This window comes from Virgibacillus halodenitrificans (genome assembly GCF_001878675.1).
Classification (GTDB): Bacteria; Bacillota; Bacilli; order Bacillales; family Amphibacillaceae; genus Virgibacillus_Q; species Virgibacillus_Q halodenitrificans.
Genome location: NZ_CP017962.1, coordinates 2301305 through 2326680, shown reverse-complemented (window position 1 = coordinate 2326680; position 25376 = coordinate 2301305). Strand labels below are relative to the sequence as shown.

Below are 25376 nucleotides of genomic sequence, written 5' to 3'. Positions count from 1 at the left end.
CTTCCCTCTTTCACATCGAAATTTGGATTTTTATGCCTTTAATTAACTGAATAATTAGATTTTAACAAGGTGCGAGTGTTATGGAGTAATATCCTATATGGAGGAGAGATTGAATGGAAGTAAAACTGTCTGGAAGCGATGATAAGTCAATCAATAGAGGATTTTACTACATTTGTTTGGGCGCCTTTTTTATAATGCTAAGTTTGGCTACGCATCTTCCTGCTTACCCTCATATGTTAGCAGAATTTCAGTTAGGTGCAGGTCATGCTGTTTGGATGCAATTAGGTCTTGCATTAGGATTAACAGGTTTTCAACCACTTTTAGGCTGGTTGGGTGATTCTCTTGGTTTGAAGATAGTAATACTTATCGGTGCGACATTCATGATTGTAGGTTCTTTATTGGTTTCTTTTTCCCCTGAATTTTGGATATTGGTTATCGGTTTATTTTGCAAAGGAATTGCCGGAGCAGCAGTCGCTCCTGCCGGTGTAGCTTATGCAGGAAAGTTTATGATAGGCGATCAGAGAGGAAAAGCTTTAGGGACATTTATGGCTTTTTCCACCATTGGAGCGTTGTTCGGTCCGATAATAAGCGGTTTCTTTGTTGATGCTATGGGATGGAAATCAAGCTTTGTACTGACTGCCTGTTTAGGTGCTATCGCTTTTCTTTTGTTTCTCCGAGTTCCAGCATTAGCAGTGAGTCAACGAAAGAAACTTGATATAGGAGGAGTTATTCTTGTTTTAATTGTGCTTACTGGCCTTTTGACCGTACCAACTTTTATTAATGCATATGGTTTTATGTCAAGCGCATGGCTTCCTTCCTTTATTATTTTTATTTTAGGTTTGTGTTTACTTATAATTGTGGAAAAAAAACAACATGCTCCTTTATTGGATATCAACTATGTAGGAAAACAAAGTTTTTGGGTACCAACATTAATAGCGGTGTTACTATTTATAGGGTTTTCTGGTGTCATGTATCTTTTAACATTTTTCGTGCAAAATGTTCAGGGCAAACCCGCTACGACCGTAGGATTATTACAAATGGCTATTTTCCTAGGTTCTTCTCTTGCAGCCTTCATTAGTGGGAGAGTTATTAAGAAGTATCCAGCACGTCTCATGCTTGGAAGTGGAATAACCCTTTTTGCTATAGGAATAATTATGCTAACTATGGTAAATATTGAAACATCTTTTTCTTATCTGTTTATCTCAATGAGTCTGATTGGAATTGGGTCGGGTTTCAACACTCCTGTTGTAAAGGCGATTATTGTTTCCCAAGCTGATTCAACTAGAATGAATGTAGTGACCTTCACCAATAATGTAATCGAAAATATTGCTCAGCGTTTGGGTGCTTCTTTTGCTCTAGTAACCTTTGCTATATTTGCAGCTAACGGGAATAAGGTAAGTGCATTAGCGAATATGTCATGGATCTTTATATGCCTAACAATTATTGCTGCGATTTTCATTCCTTTAATACCAAACAAAATACAAGGGATCCATCATCAGGAAAAAATGCTTATAAACGGCCAGGAGGAAACTGAAAGTGCGGGGTAATCTTTAATCAATCTTTTTTATTGCTTCATGTCTACACTAAGCTTGTTTAAATTTTGTTGACTTTTCACAAAGTAATCTGTAGTATTAGAGATAATTAAATATGGTACCTTTAATTCAGTCCTGTGAGGCTGACAAGGATAGCGGATATTGTGTAGGGATATGTCTATTTTGGCATAATGTAATGATTGCAGATAATTAATTTCTTTTCTCAACCATTGCTCCCACAATCAGGCTTCTTGTCATAAATGACAGGGGGCCTGTTTTTTTGCACACTCTACCTTCTTGTTTTGGTACCGAAAAACAGGAGGAATAAAAAATGAAGCAAATAGATTCAGAGTTTTCATTAGAGGCAGTACCACAATCACATCGGAACGGTTTTTGGAAGACACTTGTTGTTATGCTTGGTTTAACCTTTTTTTCTGCTAGTATGTGGTCAGGCGGAGAACTAGGACAAGGGTTAACTTTTATCCAATTCATGGGGATAGTTCTTGTCGGAAATCTTGTGCTTGGACTATATACGGGAGCTCTTGCATATATGGCGGCTAAGACAGGCTTATCTACTCATCTATTAGCACGATATGCCTTTGGGGAGAAGGGTTCTTATTTATCATCCTTTCTGCTGGCTTTTACACAAATAGGTTGGTTCGGAGTAGGTACTGCAATGTTTGCTGTTCCGGTACAAAAAGTTACGGGAATAGATATTTATGTATTGATAGCTGTAGCTGGTATGTTAATGACATTTACAGCATTCTTTGGTATGAAAGCACTTGCGGTTATTAGTTTCATTGCGGTACCATTAATTTCTATACTTGGCAGCACTTCTGCATGGAAAGCAACAGAGAGTCTTGGTGGAATTCAGGGTTTATTAGACTATCAGCCAGCAGAAGCGATCAGTCTTGCTGCTGCTCTTACTATTTGTATCGGATCGTTTATTAGTGCAGGTACACTTACTCCTGATTTTACCCGGTTTGCCAGAAGAAAACGATCTGCAGTTATATCTACTGTTATTGCTTTTTTCATTGGTAACACGTTGATGTTTCTATTTGGAGCAATTGGTTCTATAGCTACAGGATTGGCAGATATTTCCGAAGTAATGTTTATGCAAAATTTGATTATACCAGCAATCATTGTGCTAGGTTTAAATATCTGGACTACCAATGATAATGCTTTATACGCTTCCGGCCTTGGACTATCAAATATTACAAAACTACCAAAGCATAAAATTGTAGTTATTAATGGTGTGATCGGTACAGTTGCTGCTATGTGGCTTTATAATAACTTTGTTGGTTTTCTAACATTGCTTGGTTCTGCTTTGCCGCCAATTGGCGCTATAATTCTTGCTGATTTCTTTATCTTGAATCGAGGGAATTACCAGGCCTTCAAAACAATGAAATTTAAGTCCTTTAATTGGGTAGCAATCCTTGCCTGGGCATCAGGTATTGCAGCAGCAACTTTCCTACCTGGTATTCCGCCGATAAATGCACTAATAGGTTCAGCAGTAATACATGTAGCTGTAACCAAACTTGTTGCACAGTTCAGTGAAAAAGAAGTTATGATAACTAATAAAGAAAAGGTGAGTAATACATGATTATTAAAAATGCAGCTTTACGTGGTAAGCAAGGTCAGTGGGATATTACTATCCATGAGGGGAAAATAGAATCCATTTCTTCGGCAAAACAAGAAAATGTAAGTGATCAAGAGATATTGGATGTGAACGGTTCCCTCGTGCTCGCTCCTTTTATTGAGCCACATATTCATTTAGATACAACACTGACAGCAGGAGAGCCTGAATGGAACAAGAGTGGGACATTGTTTGAAGGTATTCAATGCTGGGCTCAACGAAAAGAAACGTTAACACATGAAGATGTTAAAACAAGGGCAAAAAAAGCATTGCAATGGCAAGTTGCTCAAGGTATTCAACATGTTCGTACACACGTTGATGTAACAGACCCTAATCTGACTGCTTTAACTGCAATGCTTGACGTCAAAGAGGAAATGGCGTCCTATGTTGATCTTCAAATAGTTGCTTTCCCCCAAGAAGGTATTCTATCTTACCCGAATGGAAAAGAACTAGTAGAGGAAGCTTTAAGGATGGGAGCAGATGTTGTCGGAGGTATTCCACATTTTGAATTCACAAGAGAATATGGTGTGGATTCTATGAAAGTAGCATTTGATCTTGCAGAAAAATACGATAGGCTCGTGGATATCCATTGTGACGAGATAGATGATGAACAATCTCGTTTTGTGGAAGTGGTGGCCACAGAAGCTTATGAACGTGGTTTAGGTTCACGGGTGACAGCGAGCCATACAACAGCAATGGGTTCGTATAATGACGCATATGCATATAAACTGTTTCGCTTGTTAGGGATGTCAAAGATTAATTTTGTATCAAATCCTCTTGTTAATATTCATTTACAAGGCCGCTTTGATACATATCCAAAACGTCGTGGTTTAACTCGAGTTAAGGAACTATTGGAGGCTGACATGAATGTTTGTTTTGGCCATGATGATATTTTTGACCCGTGGTATCCACTGGGGACAGGGAATATGTTGCAGGTGTTGCATATGGGAATTCATGCTTCCCAACTAATGGGGTATGAACAAATTGTTAATTCCATCGACCTCATTACATCAAATAGCGCAAAAACGCTGCATATGGAAGAAACATATGGAGTGGAGGTCGGAAAACCGGCGAACCTTATTGTAATGGACGGTATGGATGAATATGAAGTAATTCGTAAACAAGCTTGCACGTTGTACTCTATACGAAATGGGGAAATTATTGCTGAGACAAAACCTAGTGAAACAAACGTAATGTTAGATAAAGTAGAAAAGATAGATTTTGCAAAATAATACTGAATATAGAAAGACCTGAAGGAAAGTTTGAAGTCCTTCAGGTCTTTTGTTATAAAAAGTGATGTTCGAACATCTACTAATTTGTTATTGATGATAAAATAATTCTTTTCCTAAGGATTTATAAGCTTTATTTCACCGTTAGTGAAATTGTTTGTGGTAACACATGTCTCTTTAGGAAAAATGAATGTCCATGGCATGCTAGTATGGTGCTTTATTATATGAAATGGTAAAGTAAAGGTATGAGAGGCTATTATCTTCTCTTCCCATTTATATTGCAAGGTTTTCTTATCAAACAAATAATCTTCTTGAGAAAAATTATGGATAAGCACACTTATTAATAAATCACCTCTATGATTCACCGCTTGTCGGATTGGTACAAAATGTATTCCGTCGTTAAATAGCTCCTTTGTCTTGTTAAAAAGAGCTTCAATTTGTTCTCTATCCCGTGGTGCAATCGTTTTATCCCATGCCGTTTCAAATATTAATGTCTGCATACATATACTCCTTTGAAGGTAGATGATACCTTATTGTAACATGAACAACCGTTTAACTATTTATTTTATCATCTAATAGTTCATACATTGCCTCTCCGATAATCTTTCCCGCCGTTTTCGGTGCGGTTTTTCCTGGTAACCCAAGTGCATGAATAGCTTTTATGTTTTGTTTTTTTGCAAAGGCAAAGTCGGTACCTCCTGGTGCTGAGGCAAGGTCAATAATCACACAATCTTTTTTTAGATTTGCAATTACTTGTTTATTCAATACAGGAGCAGGAACAGTGTTTAGGCATATATCAATATCTTTAATCTTTTTTTGAAGATCACTGATCCATACATGTTGTAAACCCATTTCATATGCCTTTACAGCTGCTGTCTTGTTTCTTACTGTTACATGTACAGTTGCTCCTACAGCAGAGAATAGTCTTGCAAGAGTCTTGCCCACTCTTCCAAAACCAAGAATCATCACGTTCGAATTGTGAATAGTCGTATCCGTCTCTTCTATTGCTACATGTAAGGCACCTTCAGCAGTAGGAATAGAATTACGAATTGCCGTCTCTTCGTTTTGAAAGATCTTTGTAAGTTTTCGGTTAGTTTGATTCGTTAAGTTTTCCAAGTATTTATTGGCAGCTCCTGTATAGACGCTGCAATGCTCTGGAGTTTGAATTAATAATTCCTTTGTAAGATGAATGGTCTTATCTGAGTAGGTAGTTTCTACTTTACCTTCTAAGTCTGTGCCTCCAACTGGGAGTAGTACACCATCTAAATGGCCATAAGAAAAATATTCGGGATTAACTATTTTTACATTCTTTTGTTGAAATTGAAGTTGATCATAACCCATAAGAGTAATATCAACACCTTTATTAGCCAGTAAACGAATTGCTTCTAAATATCTGGCATCCCCACCCAAGATCAATAACTTCTTCTGTAGACTCATTGAACATCCGCCTTTCTTCGATTATTAAAACTAACTGAGGAAATTCTTACCGTTTTCTAATTTTACTCACACTGTTTTTTCATTTTATGAGGTTATTATGTAATTAATCACATAGAAAAGGAGAGATAAAATTTATGAAAACATTAATTGTAACATCAATGGGAGCACTTATGCTTGCCTCCACCGGAATTAGTGGAGGAGATGTAGTACATGCCGACTCAGCAAACGCAACAAATTTACAGAAGGGGACCGATTTTGCTACAATGCATTATCAACTATCTGCTTCTGAGGATATCAGTAAATTCGCTGAATTTGAAAGTATTCAGGCTCACATCGATACAGAAAAGTGGACAGCTAATGTGATGGAGGACAATCCATATAAGCGAGTGATCCTCTTCAGTGATGAAAAAGGAATACCTCAGTACAAGAGTATTTATGTTAAAGAGACAACACGTCATAAATTAATTGACTTTCATAAAGGCTTGCTTGTAAATAAGGTGCTTGATGAATCTGCGGCTAATGGAGAGCAGAACAAAGACAATGATTCGAATGAGCATACAGATACCGATGAAGATAAAGATGATACAGCTAATGAAGACCAAGATAAAGAAAATAATGCAACTGAAGATCAAGATGTAGATGACTTTGTTGAATTTGATATGGTGGAAGAACAAACAGATATAGATGATGATCAATGGCAGGTTGTCGAAGATAATGACCATAAACGTGTGATGATTGGTAGTAACGAGAAAGGTCAAAATCAATTTAAAAGTATATTTATAAAAGAGACCAACAGATTAAAAGTAATTGATTTTAATGGTGGCCTTGTGTATAACGGAATCTTAGAGGATGCTGAAGATTCTGATTCACAAGAAGACCAAACTGTAGAAGAAGAGTCAGTAGAAATAGATGACTTTGTTGAATTTGATATAGTTGAGGAACAAACAGGTGTAGATGAGGACAACATGAAGGTTGTGGAGAACAATCCATATAAACGTGTGCTGTTAATTACCAATGAAAATGGTCAGCAACAGTTTAAGAGTATTTTTGTTAAAGAGACAAATAGATTAAAGATAATTGATTTTCAAAATGGCTTGCTTTTTAATGAAGTAATTGACGGATAAAAAGATGTGAGCATAAATAAAAACACACTTGCTGATAGGTATTACAACTATCGGTAAGTGTGTTTTTTTACCTTCAGCTATCGTTGCTTGGCTTTTTTGGAGGCACGTATTTTAGTATATCTTCACTTTCAAAGAATTCAACAAGTCTTCGGATCCAATCATAGTAGCTAATCCATTGTTCCAATTCTTCTTTTAAATCAGCTATTTTTTTCTCCGCTTCAGGCGAAAAATTATCTTGGTGTTTTTCTTCTAAACGTAGAATTTTATCCTGTAGTCGTCTTGCAAGTTGTGAATTTTTACTAACTACCTCTTTCCAATTCGTAGTGAACAAGGAAATAAACGTTTGAATATAATCATTTTCAACCTTGTAATACTCTTTGCGACTTCCTTTTACGAATTCCTTTTCAGCTATGTTTAAGGACATCATTTGCCGCATCACTTGACTCATCCGAGTCTTGCTCATACCGGTTTCCTCTGCTAGTTGATCCAAAGTCATGGGCGTGCGGTTAAGGTAAATGATGCCGAGAAGTCGACCAACTGTAGAAGAAACGCCAAACGTTTTCATATTATCAGCAATTCGATCGGAAATCTGACTTTCGGCTTGTTTCAGTTCTTCCAGTACTTCTTTTTCTATGTAGGTATCCATGAACTCCCTCCCATTATTATCATAGCATGACTTGAAAGAAAATGTTAATAATATAATTCTCCGAAATACTAAGAAAATAGAAGCAAATCAAAGATATACAAGATATAAAGTTTATAAAATAATAATTACACAGATTTTTTAAAGTTTACGATGAGTTTTTTATTCTATATACTGAAATAGTTCTATTGATCGACAAAAATCTACATGGAGGTGGAAGACTTTGTTAGAATTTAAGAATGTGACAAAAGTCTATGATGGTGGAAAGACCGCTGTTAAAAAATTAAACTTAAAGATTAATAAAGGTGAGTTTGTATGTTTTATCGGTCCGAGTGGTTGTGGAAAGACAACTACGATGAAAATGGTCAACCGATTAATTGACATCTCGGATGGAACTATATTAGTTGATGGAAAGGATATTAAGCAGCAAGATCCTGTACAGCTCCGTCGCTCCATTGGCTATGTTATTCAGCAAATTGGCTTAATGCCACATATGACAATTAAAGAGAATATTGTACTTGTTGGTACTCTATTAAAATGGCCGGAAGAGAAGAAGAATGAACGTGCAAAGGAATTGATTAAATTAGTTGGCTTGCCAACTGAGTATCTGGATAAGTATCCGCATGAACTTAGTGGTGGGCAACAACAACGGATTGGGGTACTCCGCGCACTAGCTGTAAATCCCCCGTTAATATTAATGGATGAACCATTTGGTGCACTTGATCCTATCACAAGGGATGCTTTGCAGGATGAGTTCAAAAAACTTCAAAAAGAATTACATAAAACCATTATTTTTGTTACCCATGATATGGATGAAGCACTAAAGCTTGCAGATCGTGTTGTAATAATGCGCGATGGCGAAGTAGTTCAAGCAGATACTCCTGAGGAAATATTGCGTAATCCTGCAAATGAATTTGTGGAAGAATTCCTGGGTAAAGAGCGGTTAATTCAAGGAAGACCTGATGTTACTACGGTTGGTCAAATAATGGAAGGTACACCGATTACTGTACAGGAAAATGAATCTTTGAAGAATGCGATTTCCATTATGCGTGACAAACATGTTGATTCATTACTTGTTTTGGATCAACAGGAAAAATTAGTAGGCTTTATTGATATAGAGATTATTAATTTAAACTACAAGAAAGCAACTTTGGTTAATGAAGTTATGGAAAAAGAATTTCTTTATGTAGAAAAAGACAGTCTGTTAAGAGATACCGTTCACAAAATATTACGTAGGGGTGTCAAGTATGTGCCTGTAGTGGACGAAGAGAAAAAACTGGTCGGGATTGTAACAAGGGCTACATTAGCAAATCTGGTCTACGATACAATTTGGGGCGATGGTTTTGATGTAGAAGAGCACGTAGATTTGGAGATTGCAAAATAGGAGGGTGAAAGAATGAATGAATTTTTATCGAATCATGGTATAGAGCTTCTCATAAAAACAGGTGAACATTTATACATTTCTTTCGTTGCTATATTACTTGGTGTAGTTGTAGCAGTACCACTGGGAATTTTATTTTCCCGAATCCCCAAAATGGCAGACCGTTTAATCTCCTTTGTAGGCATATTACAGACCATCCCAAGTTTAGCTATTCTAGCTTTCTTTATCCCTTTGCTTGGAGTAGGTAAGCTACCAGCCATACTTGCTCTGTTTTTTTACTCCTTACTGCCAATTTTGCGAAATACGTATATTGGGATTCAAGGTGTAAATGCAAGTGTACGTGAAGCAGGAAAAGGAATGGGGATGAGTAATTGGCAATCAATTATGAAGCTGGAGCTGCCTTTAGCGCTTCCTGTAATTATGGCAGGAATTCGTTTGTCAACTGTTTATTTAATTGGTTGGGCTACCTTAGCGGCATTTATCGGCGGTGGTGGTTTAGGAGATTTTATATTTGATGGGTTAAATCTCTATCAACCAGTATTAATTATTGCTGGTACGGTTCCGGCTACAATTCTAGCTCTACTTGCGGATCGTTTGCTTGCAATAGTTGAACAAAAATTAACACCAACTGGAATGAAAGAATCATATGAAGCAGCATAACATGGGAGTTGATACGATGCGGAAAAAAATAGGAAAACTGGTAATTCCGGTACTGGTTTTGATCATGGTGTCCGGTTGTTCTCTTCCAGGGCTTGCCAGTACTACAACAGATACAGTTAAGATTGGAATGTTAGGGACATCAGAATCAGAAATTATTGGGGAGATTCTTTCCATCATGATTGAAAGAGAAACAGATTTAGATACGGATCCAGTAACTAATCTTGGGTCTTCTATTGTACAGCACCAAGGGATGACAAGAGGGGATTTGGATATTACCTCTACTCGTTATACAGGTACTGACTTATCCGGTGCGCTAGGAATGGATCCGATTACAGACCCTGAAAAAGCTATGGAGATTGTACAACGTGAATTTCAAAAACGTTTTAATGAAACATGGGCAGACTCATACGGGTTTGAAAACAGCTATTCCGTTGCGGTTAGAAGAGAATTTGCTGAAAAAAATAATATTAATACCGTTTCTGATTTGAAGCCATTTGCCGACGATTTACGGTTTGGTGTTGATAATGCCTGGATTAATCGTAAGGGAGATGGGTACGAAGGCTTTAAACAAACATACTTCGATTTTGGAGAAGTTTTCCCTATGAACGTAGGACTTGTATATCAAGCAGCATCTAGTGGTCATATGGACGTAGTGCTTGCATACTCATCTGATGGAAGAATAAAAGAGTTTGACTTGAAGGTATTAGAAGATGATAAGAAATTCTTCCCTCCATACGATGCTTCTCCAGTCATCAGCAATGAACTACTGGAAGAATACCCAGAAATCAAGACGATTACGGAGAAGCTCTCAGGTAAAATCTCTACTGAAAAAATGCAGGAATTGAACTATAAAGCAGATGTAGAATTAATGAATCCACATCAAGTAGCAAAAGATTTTTTAGAAGCGAATAATTACTTTGAATCTGCTGGGAAGGGAGGAAACTAACATGGAAACATGGAATCAATTTATAACCTATGTTGGCCAAAACGGTGATTATATCTGGTTTCAATTCTATCGACACTTTTTGATGGCGGCCTATGGTGTATTATTTGCTGCAGTTATTTCAATCCCTTTAGGTATTCTTATTGCCAGATATGGGAAATTAAGCAGCTGGGTTTTGGCATTTGGAAGTATAATTCAAACCATTCCTGCATTGGGAGCATTAGCTGTGATTATGATTGCTTTTGGACTGGGTACGAATACGGTAATTATTACGTTAATGCTGTATTCTATTTTACCGATTACGCAGAACACCTATGTCGGTATGAAAGAAGTGGATAAAACAGTTGTAGAAGCAGGTTACGCATCAGGAATGACTCGCTTTCAGTTGCTAAGGATGGTGGAATTACCTCTAGCTATAAGTGTTATCATGGCAGGGCTTCGGACAGCGCTAGTTGTAGGTATTGGAATTGCTGCAGTCGGTGCTTTCGTTGGAGCTGGTGGCCTAGGTGCTATTATCTTACGAGGAATGAACGCTACGGACGGTACAGCGATTATTCTTGCAGGTGCTATCCCAACAGCTCTCATGGCGATAATTGCGGACCTTGCAATGGGATGGATTGAACGCAAATTACATCCTGTTAAAACGTCGAAGCCAAAAACAGCATAAACAAATTGAATTTAGCACTAGGTGAAAGCTTAGTGCTAAATTTTAATATTTAATTAGTTTTCTTCTTAAAGGGTACATTGATATAAATTCAAAGGGGGAAGGGAAAATGAAAATAGAAAAAATTATTGTAGAGAAAAACATACCATTTGAGCTTTCCGACGGTACTGTGCTTAGGTCAGATGTATTCCGGCCGAAGGATAATAATAAATATCCTACTCTTATGTTGCGATTACCATACAATAAAGAAGAAAAGCGGTATTATGATGAATACCTTGAAGTACCACGTATGGTAGAGGCAGGATATGTTGTGATTCTGCAGGATGTAAGAGGGAGATTTGCTTCGGACGGAGAATTTTATCCGTTTATTCATGAAGGTAAAGATGGATACGAAGCCGTAGAGTGGGCTGCAAATTTACCATATGCTAATGGAAAAGTAGGTTTGTTTGGTATGTCCTATCATGGCTATACACAATTAGCAGCTGCTGTAGAAAATCCACCATCTCTTAAAGCGATTGCTCCTGTAATGACAATGGCGGAACCGTGGGCAGATATTTTAAATGGCGATAGTGCAGCAAAAGGTGTAGCTAAATTTCAGACATGGACGTTAGGCTCTATTATCGAAGATCAGTTAAAAAAGCGTGAACAGCTTGATTCAACGAAAGTACAAAAATACCAAGCTACTATGCAGGAATGGTTACATTACCGTCCTGCTGATGAATGGCCACCGATGAAAGATTTGGATCCGAATTCTTTTTTCTTTGATGTAATGCATAATAAAGTAAGTTCAGAATTAATTGAACGAACCCAGCTTTTGGATAAATTGCATTCCATACAAATTCCAGCTCTATTCATTGGAGGCTGGTTTGATGCATTATTAGAGCCTACCATAGCAGCTTATCAGGCATATAAAGGCCCTGCTCAATTTTGGGTTGGACCATGGACCCATGAGGACATGAGTGGTCATGCCGGTGAGCGATACTTTGAAGGTGGAGCTGAACAAATAGGCTGTGACGAGGTAACAGATCCTACAGAGCTTCATATAAAATGGTTTGATCACTGGTTAAAAGATAAACCTATGGCAGTAGATAAGCCTGTACACCTGTATTTAATGGGACAAGAAAAATGGGCAGCCTTTGGTCAATGGCCGCCAGTTACTGCTACCAATGAGCTTTTTCTTTCAAGTAATGGGTCTTCACAAACGAGAAGAGGGGATGGAGAGCTTGTAGAGCAACCTATGCTGAAGGATACTAAATCTGAACTTCTGCTGGACCCCGATAATCCTGTACCCACCAGAGGCGGTGGTGTGTTAATTGCCGGCAATGGTTCCGGTGTTTTTGAAATCGGAGATATCCAAGATAGAGAAGACGTACTTGTTTACACGAGCTCAGTCTTACGGGAGGATATTCATATTCTTGGAACAGTGAAAGCATCTCTCTGGGTATCTAGTCCTTCAACGTTATGCGATATTTCTATAAGACTTTCAGACGTAGAACCAAATGGAAAAGTATTTAACATTATTGATACTTTTTATCGAGAAAAAGTAAAAGCAGTTGATCAGCCGTTATGCTTAGAATTAGAAATTGGCCATACAGCCTATTTATTAAAGAAGGGACATAGCCTTCGAGTTGACATTGCTGCAAGCAATGCACCATTATATGATATTAATTTAAATAATGGGCGCACATCAAAGACTTCCAAAGTCGGTAAGCCTGCGATAGAGAATGTATACCACGGAGTTAATTTTCCTTCGCGTATCATTCTTCCTATCGAAAAATAAAAAATGGAGAGCGTATCTATAACCAGATTGTCAGAACTTCTGGGAAGGGTAGGCTCTCTTGTTTTTTTAAGGATAAGAATGGAAGTATGTAGCTTTTATAAGTTTGATGCACGAGTCTTGACCAATGCTGACAGACAAGTGTTGTCCAAGGTTTGGGCGACTTTATCCCTTCCTTCAAGGCATTTGCGTTTTTTAAAGTTTTTGTCGAATTACATAAAATTCCGGCTATTTCTTATTATTTGGTAGCTAATTAAAGGCATTGTTAACCATTATTGTCTTATCGTACCAAATCAATCTTAATGGCGATATATCGTATTTAATCCGTTTTGACGAATAGGATGCTTACACGTACGCTTATATAGTACATTATTTTCACAAAATATAGGAGGTGGGAGCATTAATAGTGGAATAACTGAAATGACAATATCAACTGATATAAAAACAGACTTTCATTTTCGCAAGCCAACAAAAGATGATGGCGCAGCCGTCTGGGAGTTAATCAAAGATACTGGTGTTCTTGACCTTAATTCATCTTATAGCTATTTGATGTGGTGTGAAATTTTTTCAGAGACATCAATTGTAGCTGATAGGGAAGAGGGAACGGTGGGATTCATTTCCGGGTTTATTCATCCGGATCATCCAAAAACGTTATTTATTTGGCAGGTAGCTGTAAATGAATCGGAGCGTGGAAAAGGACTGGGGACAAAAATGTTGTTTCAATTGCTTCAAAGAGAAGCATGTGAACATGTTGCTTATATAGAAGCTACAGTATCACCATCTAACACACCATCCCAGCAATTATTTAAGGGTCTTGCGAAAAAGCTTGACACAAATTGTGAAATTGACGATTATTTTTCAGCAGATGACTTTCCCCAAGAAGGTCATGAAGATGAACTATTATTTAAGATTGGGCCTTTTCAAAAAAAATAAATGGATAAGGATGATTGAATGACAACCGCAGTTTTAAATGAATCGAAAATGAAAACATTTGAAGAGATAGAATCAGCTGTACGTAGCTATAGCAGAGGGTGGCCAACAGTTTTTGACAAAGCAAAGGGCTACAAACTTTGGGATACAGATGGTAGAGAATATATTGATTTCTTTGCTGGAGCTGGCACACTTAATTATGGCCACAATGACGATGCTATGCAGGAAAAAATAATTAACTATATTAAAAATGATGGAATTATCCACAGCCTTGATATGGGCACTACTCCTAGAAAAGAATTTCTTGAACAATTTAAAGAGATAATTCTTAAACCTCGAAACCTTGATTACAAAATAATGTTCCCTGGACCTACCGGCACTAATACAGTAGAAAGCGCGTTGAAGATCGCTCGTAAAGTTACTGGACGCGATACCGTAATCAGCTTTACTAACGCTTTTCATGGGATGACAATTGGATCTTTGTCTGTTACAGGTAACTCATTTAAGCGTCATGGGGCAGGGGTTCCTTTACACCATACTGTTTCAATGCCTTTTGATGATTACGTAGAAGACCAAGATTCCATTGCTTATTTGGAAAGATTCCTAGAAGATAGCGGAAGCGGAGTCGCCTTACCAGCAGCCATTATTCTTGAAACCGTTCAAGGAGAAGGTGGCATTAATGCAGCAAGAATGGAATGGCTTAAAAAAGTTGATGCAATTTGTAAACGCTGGGATATTCTCCTAATAATTGATGATGTTCAAGCAGGGAATGGGCGTACAGGTACATTTTTTAGTTTTGAACCTGCAGGAATTAATCCAGATGTGGTTTGTTTATCTAAGTCCATTGGCGGTTTTGGTTTGCCTATGGCCATTACGTTAATCAAACCAGAATATGACCAATGGGGACCAGGCGAACATAATGGTACCTTCCGTGGAAATAATCTGGCATTTATTGCAGCCACTGAGGCATTATCTAACTGGAAAACAGATGACTTCAGTAAAGATATCCAGGCGAAAGGAGATTTACTGAAAACAGCTGTAAATAAACTAATTGAAAAATACCCGGTACTAAAAGGGGAAGCTCGTGGCAGAGGTCTTATGCAAGGGATTGCTGTTCATGTAGATGGACTTGCAGAAGCAATCTGTGCAGAAGCTTTTAAACGTGGGCTGATTGTAGAGACTTCTGGACCGGCCGATGAAGTTGTAAAATTCCTTCCACCCCTTGTGATTGATCAAGAAGGTCTGGAAAAAGGATTAGAAATATTAGAAGATAGTATAAAATATGTTACAAACAAATAAACTAAACTACTGCAATAGGGGAAAGGGGAAAGAAATATGATAGTAAAATCACTTGAAGATATTATTGGTACAAAGGATGAGACATCTGGGGAGAACTGGACAAGTCGCAGATTTTTATTGAAAAAAGATAATTGTGGATTTAGTATGAATGACACACTTATTAAAGCAGGTACAGACAATTACTTCTGGTATAAAAACCACATCGAAGCTGTTTATTGTATTGAAGGTGAAGGTGAAATTGAAAAGGTTGAGACAGGTGAGGTTTTTCAGATTAAACCTGGTACGATGTACATCCTTGATCAAAATGATAAACATAGATTGCGTGCAAGAACTCAAATGCGCATGGTATGTGTATTTAATCCACCGCTTGTGGGAACGGAAACACATAATGAAGAAGGATATTATCCTTTACTGACAGAATAAAGTATAAAGAAGGCACCCAAACTCGTTTATTGGGTGCCTTCTTAAGGTTTCAGAGCATGGATTAATATTGTACTGGTCTCTTAAACAGAGAACATTGTTTATGTGTAAGGCTATAAAATGTCTAATAATTTGTATTACTTGTAAAATATGGTAAGCTTAAGTTGATTACAACCATGATTTTTATTTATTCGTATGGGAATTAAAGCAGTACATACAATTTGGAGGAGTGGATAAGATGGGGAGGTTAACTGGGAAAGTAGCTTTGGTTACTGGAGCGGGTACAGGTCTTGGACGTGCGATCGCAATTTCATTTGCTAAGGCAGGTGCTACAGTCATTCTTAACGGTAGAAGGGAAGAAAAACTGCGTGAAGTTGCGAAGGAGATTGGGGGAAGGCTGCTTCATTATACCAGCAGATTTGACGAAAGAATCTGAAGTGAACACTTTAGTTGATGAATTACAAAAAAACACCGCTGGTGAATTAGATATTCTAGTGAATAATGCCGGTGGCGTAAATGCCATGGAGCCTATTGAAAAAATGTCCCTGCAACAATGGCAGCAAATGTTTGATTTAAACTTAACTACTCAATTTCTTACGACACGCGCATTCTTACCACTATTACGGAAAAGTGAGCATGGAAAAATAATTTCTGTCACTTCTGGAATGGTTAATTTCTTTATGAAGGGCATGGGTGCCTATTCTGCAAGTAAAGCAGCTGTTGAAGCGCTAATGAAAACAGTCGCTGAAGAAGAAAAAGATAATGGAATTCAAGTTAACCTATTTGACCCATTAAATGTTGTTTCCGAGGGGAATCCTAATGGGGAATATGAACCTGCAGAGATTGTAGATGTACTTGTTGATCTGGCAGGTGCAGATTCAGTACAACAACACGGTGAAATAGTAAAACCTGAAGTATAAGTTAATACTAAAATTTTCTGCCAAAACGCTAATGAGATTTTCCATGCGTTTTGGCAGTTTTCTTTTTGAAGCGTTATTAGTTCTTTTTGGGTTGAGGATAATTATATCCTTTCGTATCTACCTCTACCTTTTTCATTTTTTGCTCGTTTAATGGTTTGTCCGCTTCATTTCTTTCCGTATTAACAATTTTGTCGACCGTCTCCATGCCTTCATTAACTTTTCCGAACGCAGCATAGTCGCCATCCAAATGAGGTGACTCATTAACCATAATGAAAAACTGTGAGCCTGCGGAATCCGGATCTTGTGATCTCGCCATGGAGAGAGTTCCACGCTCATGCTTTAGGTTGTTATCGAATCCATTGGAATTAAACTCCCCATCGATGGAATAGCCTGGCCCTCCTGTTCCAATTCCTTCCGGGTCACCACCTTGAATCATAAATTCAGGTATTACTCTATGAAAAATGAGACCATCGTAGAAACCGTCCTGAATCAAAGAGATAAAATTAGCCACGGTTGTGGGGGCTTTTTCAGGATATAGCTCCGCTTTTATAGTTTCATCATTTTCCATTGTAATGGTAACAATAGGGTTTTCTTTCACATCATGAGGGTAGTCCGTTTTCTGGTCTGCTTTTTGTTCGTTTTCTTTGCTGGAATCTTCCTGTGTTCCACATCCACTCAAAATAATAGTGAATAAAATAACTACTATAAATAGCTTTGTAAATAATCTCAACTTTTCATCCTCCTGTTCATTTTTCTATTATAGCATGTAGCAACGACACTGGAGAATAGAAAGGAGAAGTATATAGTTATTATGCTCGATGTCCACCGATTTTCTTGCTGCGCTCCAAAGTAATTCCAGCTTCAGTATAGCTGCTGGCACGAAGAATAGCTGTCGCGCCATAATCTCGGCGAATGGCATCCATAACATAACCGATATCATTTTTCTGTGCACGATTTTCAAATAGATTAAGCTGTATCTCCCCTTTATTAAAAAGGTTACTCAATGTAACATACACATGTCTAATATTGCTATTTCCATCATAAAATTCTTGGAAGAGCTGAAGACAGATTTGATACACATCCATAGTTACATCCGTAGGGGTGTAGATGGACTTGGAGCGAGAGAAGCCACCACCTGTTTCCTTACCATAAGATATGCCCAATTGAACAGTTCTTCCTGTTTTCCCAGCTTCGCGGGCACGGCGGCAAACCTCTTCGCAAAGGTCGAGGATACAGACCGTTACTTCTTCTTTAGAATAATCTCTTAAAAGAGAGATACCATGCCCAAATCCTTTTTGTTCCGTTTTTATAAAATCCCCAAATACGGGGCTTAAATCAATGCCCCATGCATGCCAATATAGCTGCTCACCCATCACCCCAAAGCGCTTTTTTAAATGTTCCAAGTCAAAACGGGCAAGCTGTCCCAATGTAACAATTCCCATTCGATTGAGATTTCGCTTCATTCTGCTACCGATTCCCCATATGTCCTCTATGGGGGAGGGCCAAAGTTTTTCCTTTACTTGTTCATAGGTGCATTCAGCGATACCTACTTTCTTGGCATGCAGATCCATCACTGTTTTTGCAAGAAACTTATTATCCCCGATACCAATCGAAGCAGTAATTCCAAAGCAATCCAAGATGTCTTTTTTTATTTGTCTTGCTACCTCCCAACGATCTCCAAATAATCTATCAAGCCCGTTTACTGTTACCCAAACTTCATCTACGGAATATTGGTGGATTGCTTGTTTTGGTACGTATTGGTTGATCAGTTTGGTGATTTCCATGGATACGTTTAAATAATCTGCCATATGTGCTGGTACAATATGAATTTCAGGGTCATCGGGTAACTCAAAAAATCGACTCACATTACTAATACCATGTATTCTTTTTAACTCTGGTGAAGCAGCCAGAACAATACTGCCTGATCTGTTCGGATCACCAACTACCGCAAGCAACGTCTTCATGGGATCTAATCCAAGCTTCACCGCCTCAACACTTGCATAAAAGGAACGCATATCTATACATAGTACATCATTGCGAGGGTAAGAAGAATAATCCATTACGATAGTCACCACCAAATAGGAACGTTTGTTCTTATTATAGATAATCCATCCTATTTTATCAATGGGAATTTAAACCAGAATAGTAAAGTGAAAAATAGAAACACATAAATAATTAATTTTTTGAAATAAAACAATTTTAAAACTAAATCGTTTATACTTAAGATAACTATTATTTTTTACAAAGTTGAATGGAGGGATTAGCAAGATGTTAGATAAGCGATTAACACTTTGTCTTTTTGTTGCTATTATTTTAGTTATTCTATCCGGCTGTAGCAATGAAAGTGAAAATGGGAATAAACAGGCTGACAGCTACATGACTGAGGAAGCAGACAGGAAGATAACGGAAGAATCGAAGGAAGGAGAAGCGACAACGGAATCTACGGAAGATGCTAGCATAGAAAATAGTGAAAATAAAACAGAGCAACAAACTCCAAATGAACAAAACCCATCCACACGTAAAATTATTTATACTGCAAATTTAGAAATTGAAGTAAACAGTTACGAAAAAGCCCTTAAAAACATACAAAAAAAAGTAGAGGTCTACCAAGGATATATAGTTGAATCAACTATGTTTGAAGAAGAAGAAAATAAAGGGACAAGTGGTTTTATTACAGTCAGAGTTCCACAAGAAAAGTTTCGGGAATTTATTCAGCTCGTTGAAGATGGAAGTAAAAACGTGTTGTCAAGCTCTATATCCGGTCAGGATGTTACAGAGGAATACGTTGATTTGGAATCGAGACTGCGCTCCAAACAAGTGGTTGAAGAGCGATTGCTGTCATATATGAAAAAAGCTGAAAAAACAGAAGACTTATTGGCAATTTCCAAGGATTTAGCAAGTGTCCAGGAAGAAATTGACCAAATTAAAGGGCGCATGAAATACTTAGAAAATAAATCAGAATTAGCGACAATTACAATTCATATGACTGAAAATAATTTAACAATTTCAGGAGAAGACCTCAACACATGGGATAAAACAAAACAGCAATTATTAAAAAGCTTAAATTGGCTTCTCACAGCTGTTTCGGGCTTCATCATCTTTTTTGTCGGTAACTTGCCGATCATACTAGTTACAGTTAGCATAGCGGTAATTGTATTAATTGTCATTCGAAAGTTTAGCAAATCTAATAAAGATAATAGTTAATCATCTGTATGCTTAATATAATAAGAGAATAGAGGAATACAATGAAAGCAAAACTTGAAAAATTTATAGAAAATGAACCAGCTTTATTGGGAACACTTATTGGAATTAGTGTTCGTAACAGACAGAGCGGCGAGGTGATCTACGAACGACAAGGTGAAACGAGAATGCATCCCGCATCCAATATGAAATTATTAACTGCCGCTGTGTCCCTATCCGAATTAGGTGAGACGTATACATTTACTACGGAAGTAAAGACAAATGGGGAAATAATTGATTCTAAATTAGCGGGAAATCTTTATTTGGTAGGAAAAGGAGACCCAACGTTAGTCCCAGAAGACTTGGATCTGCTTGCCGAAGAACTCCGTTTGCAAGGCGTTAAAGAAATAACAGGTGATTTGGTTGCAGATGATAGATGGTATGATTCAATTCGGTTATCACCAGACATGATGTGGGAGGATGAATATGCTTATTATGGAGGCCAGATCTCGGCGTTGACTTTATCGCCAGATGAAGATTATGATGCGGGAACAATTATTATAGAAGTAGCTGCAGGTAATTCAATTGGAGATAAACCAAGGGTAACATTATCACCTCCTACAGATTACGTAAGAATGGAAAACAATGCAAGGACAGAAGAAGTACACAGCGAAGAAGAAATAGAAATCAGACGAGTGCATGGCACGAACACCATAACTATTAATGGAAATATTCCACTTGATTCACCAAATAAGAAAGAGTGGATTGCTGTATGGGGACCAACGGAATATGCCCTTGCTGTTTGGCAACATGCTTTGTTAAAAAAAGGGGTAAAGTGGAACGGAACCGTAAAGGTAGCAGAAAGTCCCGTTAACACCCAAACATTGGGTACACACACTTCCATACCTTTATCCGAATTGTTAGTCCCTTTTATGAAATTAAGCAATAATGGAATTGGGGAAGTTTTGATAAAGGAAATGGGAAAAAAAGTTTACGGAGAAGGAAGCTGGACAGCAGGTCTTAAGGTGTTGGAAGAGAGACTTACTGATTATAATATGAATGTTGACAACCTATTGCTCCGCGATGGATCAGGAATTTCTCATGTAAGTTTAATACCTCCCAATGAAATCACCAAACTTTTATATCACATTCAAAAGGAGAACTGGTTCCCAACCTACCTAGATTCTCTTCCGGTTGCCGGAAAGGAGGATCGCATGGTTGGCGGAACATTAAGAGATCGGCTGAAAGGTCGAAAGGTTCAAGCTAAGACAGGAACTATTTATGGTGTAAGTACGTTATCCGGTTATGCAGAAGCTAATAGTGGAAGGCAATACATATTCTCTGTAATGCTTAACAATATGCTTGATGAAGAAATCGGTAAAGAAATAGAGGATAGATTGCTTGAGATTATTTTGAAAGATTAACGTGGTGCACTTGCGTGGTGATTAAGGAGAGCTCATGAATATAAAATTTGGATGAAAAGCTGTAATTGTTAAGTGACGAGATTACATAGTGGAGCAAACGAGTATATATTAATAAAAATCGCACGGTATATAACAACAAAATACCATGAGATTTTTATTGGAGAATTTAGAGTGCTTACTAAAACATTGGAAATTTATGCTAAAATAATATTAGGAACATAAAAAATTAATAATTAATGTCTGAAATTAATGAGCAGGATTAAAGAGAAGTCAAGAGTAGGATTTGTTCAGCAATCGGGCCATTTAACGGAATAAGTGATGAAAACTGAATTTAAAACTTAGTCTGTATGTGGTAAAATGTTTCAATCAAGATTAGGAGGCATTAATTATGAAGTGCAATGAATGTAACAGGGTTCAATTAAAAGAGGGAAACGTATCATTAGCCCTATAAACTGCGTCTACCCTCATTATTGGAGGGCGAAATGTGAATACGTCTTATTCACAATCAAATTTACGACACAACCAAATTTTAATTTGGCTTTGCGTTCTATCTTTTTTTAGCGTATTAAATGAAATGGTTTTGAACGTCTCATTACCTGATATTGCAAATGATTTTAATAAACCACCTGCGAGTACAAACTGGGTGAACACAGCCTTTATGTTAACCTTTTCCATTGGAACAGCTGTATATGGAAAGCTATCTGATCAATTAGGCATCAAAAGGTTACTCCTATTTGGAATTATAATAAATTGTTTCGGGTCGGTAATTGGGTTTGTTGGCCATTCTTTCTTTTCCTTACTTATTATGGCTCGTTTTATTCAAGGGGCTGGTGCAGCTGCATTTCCAGCACTCGTAATGGTTGTAGTTGCGCGCTATATTCCAAAGGAAAATAGGGGTAAAGCATTTGGTCTTATTGGATCGATAGTAGCCATGGGAGAAGGAGTCGGTCCAGCGATTGGTGGAATGATAGCCCATTATATTCATTGGTCCTATCTTCTACTCATTCCTATGATAACAATTATCACTGTTCCGTTTCTTATGAAATTATTAAAGAAAGAAGTAAGGATAAAAGGTCATTTTGATATCAAAGGAATTATACTAATGTCTGTAGGCATTGTATTTTTTATGTTGTTTACAACATCTTATAACATTTCTTTTCTGATCATCAGTATTCTGTCATTCCTGATATTTGTAAAACATATTAGGAAAGTAACAGAACCTTTTGTTGAACCTGCACTGGGGAAAAATATTTCTTTTATAATTGGTGTCCTTTGTGGAGGACTTATATTTGGTACAGTAGCAGGGTTTATCTCTATGGTTCCTTACATGATGAAAGATGTACATCAACTAAGCACTGCTGCAATTGGCAGTGTGATTATTTTCCCTGGAACAATGAGCGTTATTATCTTCGGTTACATTGGTGGATTACTTGTTGATAGAAAAGGTCCATTGTACGTGTTAACCATTGGAGTTACATTTCTTTCCGTTAGCTTTTTAATTGCTGCCTTTTTTTTAGAAGTAACACCATGGTTACTGACAATTATATTAGTTTTTGTTTTTGGTGGGCTGTCATTCACCAAAACAGTTATATCTACAATTGTTTCAAGTAGTTTGAAACAAAAGGAAGCTGGTGCCGGAATGAGTTTGCTTAATTTTACCAGCTTTTTATCAGAGGGAACAGGTATTGCAATTGTTGGTGGTTTATTATCTGTACGCTTGCTGAATCAGAAGTTGCTACCTATGGACCTTGATCAATCCACTTACTTGTATAGTAATATGCTATTCCTTTTTACAGGAGTCGTTGTCACTAGTTGGCTGATCACCTTGAATGTATATAAACGAAGACAAATTCAATTTAAAAGTTGAATACCAGAGATAAATTAAATGACTTCTCGCTTTCTTAAGCAATCGGGCGCAGTTGTGGAAGAAGCACTGTGCCAGATTGTGTAATAACTAATAATAAGCCTATCCCTCAATCAAATAGAGGATTAAGGGGTAAGCTTTATTAAACAAATAATTATTTTTTTACAGCATGGATGTAATGAATCGTTTCAAAGGCTTTTAAATAATCCGATCGATCGCTAAAGAATTTATTATTTATAACATAGGGTGATAAATGTTCGTAAATAAGTAATCCTGCATCTTCTAACAATTTTTCTATTTCGTCATAAGTAAAACATGACTTCATTGGTTCGCCACTAGCGGATGCCATTTGCACCATATTCTGAACTCGGTTAGATAATCCTTTTTCTTCAAATAGTTTATCATCTGCATAATCAAAAACGATGGAACTTCCCAATGGAATCTCTGCAAATAATTCTTTAATTAAATTTGAAATTTCTTCTTTTGTTAAGTAATAGGAAACACCTAAGAGACTATAAAAGGTTTTTTTGTTTGGTTGAAAACCCTCATCAATAAGGTTTTGTAGGATAATATCTTTGGTGAAGTCCATTGAAACAAAGTGAAAATTATCCGGAATTTGATAATTAGATTTGGCTAGCCTATTCCTTTTAAAATCTTGTGTAGACGGATAATCAACTTCAAATATTTCCAACTTAGGGTCTAATTCTGGGTTCCGAAAACAAAATGTATCCAATCCAGCTCCTAGAATGACATATTGTTTAGCTCCTAGTACTATCTCATGGAATAATACTTTTTCACAATAGGCAGCACGTGCTAATGGAGTTGGAGAGAGTTGAACTTGTGTAATCCATTTTAATATTTCATCAGGTTGATCTTGAAATTTTATAGCAATTTCATGATTAAAAAATTGAATTCCTTGAATCATGTTTTTACGAATATCTTCAAATTCCTTTTGGGTAATTAAATCTTTTGCAATATAATCATCAAAAATCTTTGGTGTGTCATACTTACTATGGTATGCTCGACCAAAAGCTGATATTAAGGAAGTTAAACTGGATTCATTTTTCTCCATACATTGATTCCCCCATATAACAAAAATAAGATTCCCCTGGCCAGGAGAATCTTATTATATACGAAAGTATAATAAATGTAAATTATAGCATAATTAAATTATTTTGTCAATAATATTGACTCGTATTTAAATGGTATCGCATGAAAAAATCAAAAAATACAATACAACAATAGGGCGCAGTTATTGAGGAAGCACTGTGCCTGAGTTGGGCCAGATTGCAGAGTAAGTTTTCTTTATAGTACTAGTTATTATAAATGCTGCTTTTATGATGTTAATGTTTACCGTTAACATTCCATAAATAATTTCTATTTATAATAAAGATTACGATAAATAACATTAATGAGTATATAAAGTTAATTCCCTTCAGAATTACTCTGAGGGGTTATTTTTTTATAAATTCCAATCCTAAAATTTCTATTAAAATCGATAATTACTTTGACAGATAGAGTAATTTTGGTTATTATTACTCTGTTAGGTAGAGTAGTTTACGTACAAGGAAGTGTTTATTTGATAAGAAGTGATATAATTCGTGGTCATTTGGATTCGATTATTCTTTGCTTGGTCTTGGAAAAGGATAGATACGGGTATGAAATATCAAAAGAGATTAGTTTGCGTACTGATAATAAATTTCAAATAAAGGAAGCAACACTGTATGCCGTGTTTCAGAGACTTGAGAAGAAGGATCTAATTGAATCTTACTATGGTAGTGTTTCAAAAGGGGGAAAAAGAAAGTATTACAGAATAACAACGCTTGGAAAAGCATATTTAAAAGAAACTGCAGAAGAATGGAAGGTCACGAAGGAAATTATTGATTTATTTATGGAGGGATTAAATTGAATCATTTAAGAAAACATGTTGATGAGTTATTTAAAGAAATTCCAGACAGTGGGAAAAAGGCTACAATCATGCAAGAAGTCATGCAAAATCTTGAAGAAAAAGTTTTGGATTTAATGGAGCAAGGCAAAGCAGAGGATGACGCCATAAATAAAGCTATCGTTGAGTTTGGTGATATTGAAGATTTAAAAAAAGAGCTTGATGTAAAACTACCAGCTAAAAACAACTTAAGAAAACTAAATTTAGGTTATTCTATTTGGGGGAGTTTTCTAATCATTTCATTGTTTATATTTATTAATCTCTATTATACACCTAATGTTATATGGTTCGTGTATCCCACATTTGCTGTTTTATGGTGGCCTTTAACTATGTATTTCAGCTGGAAGAAAGCGAAAAAGGGGTGAGTT

General features: G+C 36.9%; 24 protein-coding genes and 1 pseudogene. 19 read left to right on the top strand and 6 right to left on the bottom strand.

Going from position 1 to position 25376, the window contains the following annotated elements:
- Positions 1-113: 113 nt before the first annotated feature.
- From BME96_RS12120 to BME96_RS12110, 3 genes are all read left to right on the top strand, one after another.
- Positions 114-1547 carry an MFS transporter gene (locus tag BME96_RS12120; protein ID WP_071649164.1) on the top strand — a complete coding sequence of 478 codons (1434 nt, stop codon included), beginning with the start codon at positions 114-116 and terminating at the stop codon, positions 1545-1547.
- Positions 1548-1863: 316 nt separating this feature from the next.
- Entirely contained in the window at positions 1864-3135 is a 1272-nt protein-coding gene (gene codB, locus BME96_RS12115) for a cytosine permease (RefSeq protein WP_019379265.1), read from the top strand.
- Complete coding sequence (locus BME96_RS12110) at positions 3132-4400, top strand: cytosine deaminase (protein ID WP_071649163.1); 1269 nt, start codon at positions 3132-3134, stop codon at positions 4398-4400. The genes codB and BME96_RS12110 overlap by 4 nt, the downstream gene beginning before the upstream one ends.
- Before the next feature lie 113 nt (positions 4401-4513).
- Here the strand turns inward: BME96_RS12110 and BME96_RS12105 are convergent, their stop codons facing one another.
- A complete protein-coding gene (locus tag BME96_RS12105; protein WP_019379263.1) occupies positions 4514-4897 on the bottom strand; it encodes an SLAP domain-containing protein in 384 nt (127 codons plus the stop codon).
- Between the two features lie 52 nt (positions 4898-4949).
- Complete coding sequence (dpsA, locus tag BME96_RS12100) at positions 4950-5834, bottom strand: dipicolinate synthase subunit DpsA (RefSeq protein WP_071649162.1); 885 nt, start codon at positions 5832-5834, stop codon at positions 4950-4952.
- Positions 5835-5968: 134 nt separating this feature from the next.
- On the opposite strand from dpsA, the gene BME96_RS12095 reads away from it, so the two are divergent.
- Positions 5969-6958: a hypothetical protein gene (locus BME96_RS12095; RefSeq protein WP_071649161.1), complete on the top strand. Its 990-nt coding sequence runs from the start codon at positions 5969-5971 to the stop codon at positions 6956-6958.
- A 73-nt stretch (positions 6959-7031) separates the two neighbouring features.
- Here the strand turns inward: BME96_RS12095 and BME96_RS12090 are convergent, their stop codons facing one another.
- On the bottom strand, positions 7032-7592 hold the full coding sequence (locus tag BME96_RS12090; protein WP_071649997.1) for a GbsR/MarR family transcriptional regulator: 561 nt from the start codon (positions 7590-7592) through the stop codon (positions 7032-7034).
- 232 nt (positions 7593-7824) lie between these two features.
- On the opposite strand from BME96_RS12090, the gene BME96_RS12085 reads away from it, so the two are divergent.
- The 9 genes and pseudogenes from BME96_RS12085 to BME96_RS12045 all read left to right on the top strand — a co-directional run bounded on the left by BME96_RS12085 (position 7825) and on the right by BME96_RS12045 (position 16595).
- A complete protein-coding gene (locus BME96_RS12085) occupies positions 7825-8985 on the top strand; it encodes a betaine/proline/choline family ABC transporter ATP-binding protein (RefSeq protein ID WP_019379259.1) in 1161 nt (386 codons plus the stop codon).
- 12 nt (positions 8986-8997) lie between these two features.
- Positions 8998-9642 (top strand): ABC transporter permease, encoded by a 645-nt coding sequence (locus BME96_RS12080; protein ID WP_071649160.1) that lies wholly within the window; start codon positions 8998-9000, stop codon positions 9640-9642.
- Positions 9643-9658: 16 nt separating this feature from the next.
- Positions 9659-10588: an osmoprotectant ABC transporter substrate-binding protein gene (locus BME96_RS12075; protein ID WP_019379257.1), complete on the top strand. Its 930-nt coding sequence runs from the start codon at positions 9659-9661 to the stop codon at positions 10586-10588.
- Between the two features lies 1 nt (position 10589).
- Positions 10590-11252 (top strand): ABC transporter permease, encoded by a 663-nt coding sequence (locus BME96_RS12070; RefSeq protein ID WP_019379256.1) that lies wholly within the window; start codon positions 10590-10592, stop codon positions 11250-11252.
- Positions 11253-11358: 106 nt separating this feature from the next.
- Positions 11359-13029, top strand: coding sequence for a CocE/NonD family hydrolase (locus BME96_RS12065; protein WP_071649159.1), 1671 nt, complete (start codon positions 11359-11361; stop codon positions 13027-13029).
- Between the two features lie 417 nt (positions 13030-13446).
- Positions 13447-13959, top strand: a complete 513-nt coding sequence (gene ectA, locus BME96_RS12060; RefSeq protein ID WP_019379254.1) for a diaminobutyrate acetyltransferase — start codon at positions 13447-13449, stop codon at positions 13957-13959.
- A gap of 18 nt (positions 13960-13977) precedes the next feature.
- On the top strand, positions 13978-15255 hold the full coding sequence (gene ectB, locus BME96_RS12055; protein WP_019379253.1) for a diaminobutyrate--2-oxoglutarate transaminase: 1278 nt from the start codon (positions 13978-13980) through the stop codon (positions 15253-15255).
- Positions 15256-15291: 36 nt separating this feature from the next.
- On the top strand, positions 15292-15678 hold the full coding sequence (locus tag BME96_RS12050) for an ectoine synthase (RefSeq protein ID WP_019379252.1): 387 nt from the start codon (positions 15292-15294) through the stop codon (positions 15676-15678).
- Positions 15679-15913: 235 nt separating this feature from the next.
- Positions 15914-16595 (top strand): annotated as a pseudogene (locus BME96_RS12045) (SDR family NAD(P)-dependent oxidoreductase).
- A 76-nt stretch (positions 16596-16671) separates the two neighbouring features.
- Here the strand turns inward: BME96_RS12045 and BME96_RS12040 are convergent.
- A complete protein-coding gene (locus tag BME96_RS12040; protein ID WP_060681520.1) occupies positions 16672-17325 on the bottom strand; it encodes a peptidylprolyl isomerase in 654 nt (217 codons plus the stop codon).
- A 79-nt stretch (positions 17326-17404) separates the two neighbouring features.
- Positions 17405-18655, bottom strand: a complete 1251-nt coding sequence (locus tag BME96_RS12035; protein WP_060681522.1) for a DNA polymerase IV — start codon at positions 18653-18655, stop codon at positions 17405-17407.
- A gap of 208 nt (positions 18656-18863) precedes the next feature.
- Here BME96_RS12035 and BME96_RS12030 point away from each other — a divergent pair, with 208 nt between their 5' ends.
- From BME96_RS12030 to tet(L), 4 genes are all read left to right on the top strand, one after another.
- The gene (locus BME96_RS12030) at positions 18864-19799 is read left to right on the top strand and encodes a DUF4349 domain-containing protein (protein WP_071649158.1); all 936 of its coding nucleotides are present in this window, start codon (positions 18864-18866) and stop codon (positions 19797-19799) included.
- A 41-nt stretch (positions 19800-19840) separates the two neighbouring features.
- Positions 19841-21199: a D-alanyl-D-alanine carboxypeptidase/D-alanyl-D-alanine endopeptidase gene (dacB, locus tag BME96_RS12025; protein ID WP_071649157.1), complete on the top strand. Its 1359-nt coding sequence runs from the start codon at positions 19841-19843 to the stop codon at positions 21197-21199.
- Positions 21200-21587: 388 nt separating this feature from the next.
- Entirely contained in the window at positions 21588-21650 is a 63-nt protein-coding gene (locus tag BME96_RS20180) for a tetracycline resistance efflux system leader peptide (RefSeq protein ID WP_013762478.1), read from the top strand.
- 33 nt (positions 21651-21683) lie between these two features.
- A complete protein-coding gene (gene tet(L), locus BME96_RS12020; RefSeq protein WP_031944040.1) occupies positions 21684-23066 on the top strand; it encodes a tetracycline efflux MFS transporter Tet(L) in 1383 nt (460 codons plus the stop codon).
- A gap of 151 nt (positions 23067-23217) precedes the next feature.
- Here tet(L) and BME96_RS12015 read toward each other — a convergent pair whose 3' ends face one another.
- Positions 23218-24135 (bottom strand): class I SAM-dependent methyltransferase, encoded by a 918-nt coding sequence (locus BME96_RS12015; RefSeq protein ID WP_060680701.1) that lies wholly within the window; start codon positions 24133-24135, stop codon positions 23218-23220.
- Positions 24136-24642: 507 nt separating this feature from the next.
- On the opposite strand from BME96_RS12015, the gene BME96_RS12010 reads away from it, so the two are divergent.
- Both BME96_RS12010 and BME96_RS12005 read left to right on the top strand, forming a co-directional pair.
- Positions 24643-24972: a PadR family transcriptional regulator gene (locus BME96_RS12010; protein ID WP_019376667.1), complete on the top strand. Its 330-nt coding sequence runs from the start codon at positions 24643-24645 to the stop codon at positions 24970-24972.
- A complete protein-coding gene (locus BME96_RS12005) occupies positions 24969-25373 on the top strand; it encodes a permease prefix domain 1-containing protein (protein ID WP_071649156.1) in 405 nt (134 codons plus the stop codon). The genes BME96_RS12010 and BME96_RS12005 overlap by 4 nt, the downstream gene beginning before the upstream one ends.
- The last annotated feature ends 3 nt before the right edge of the window (positions 25374-25376 follow it).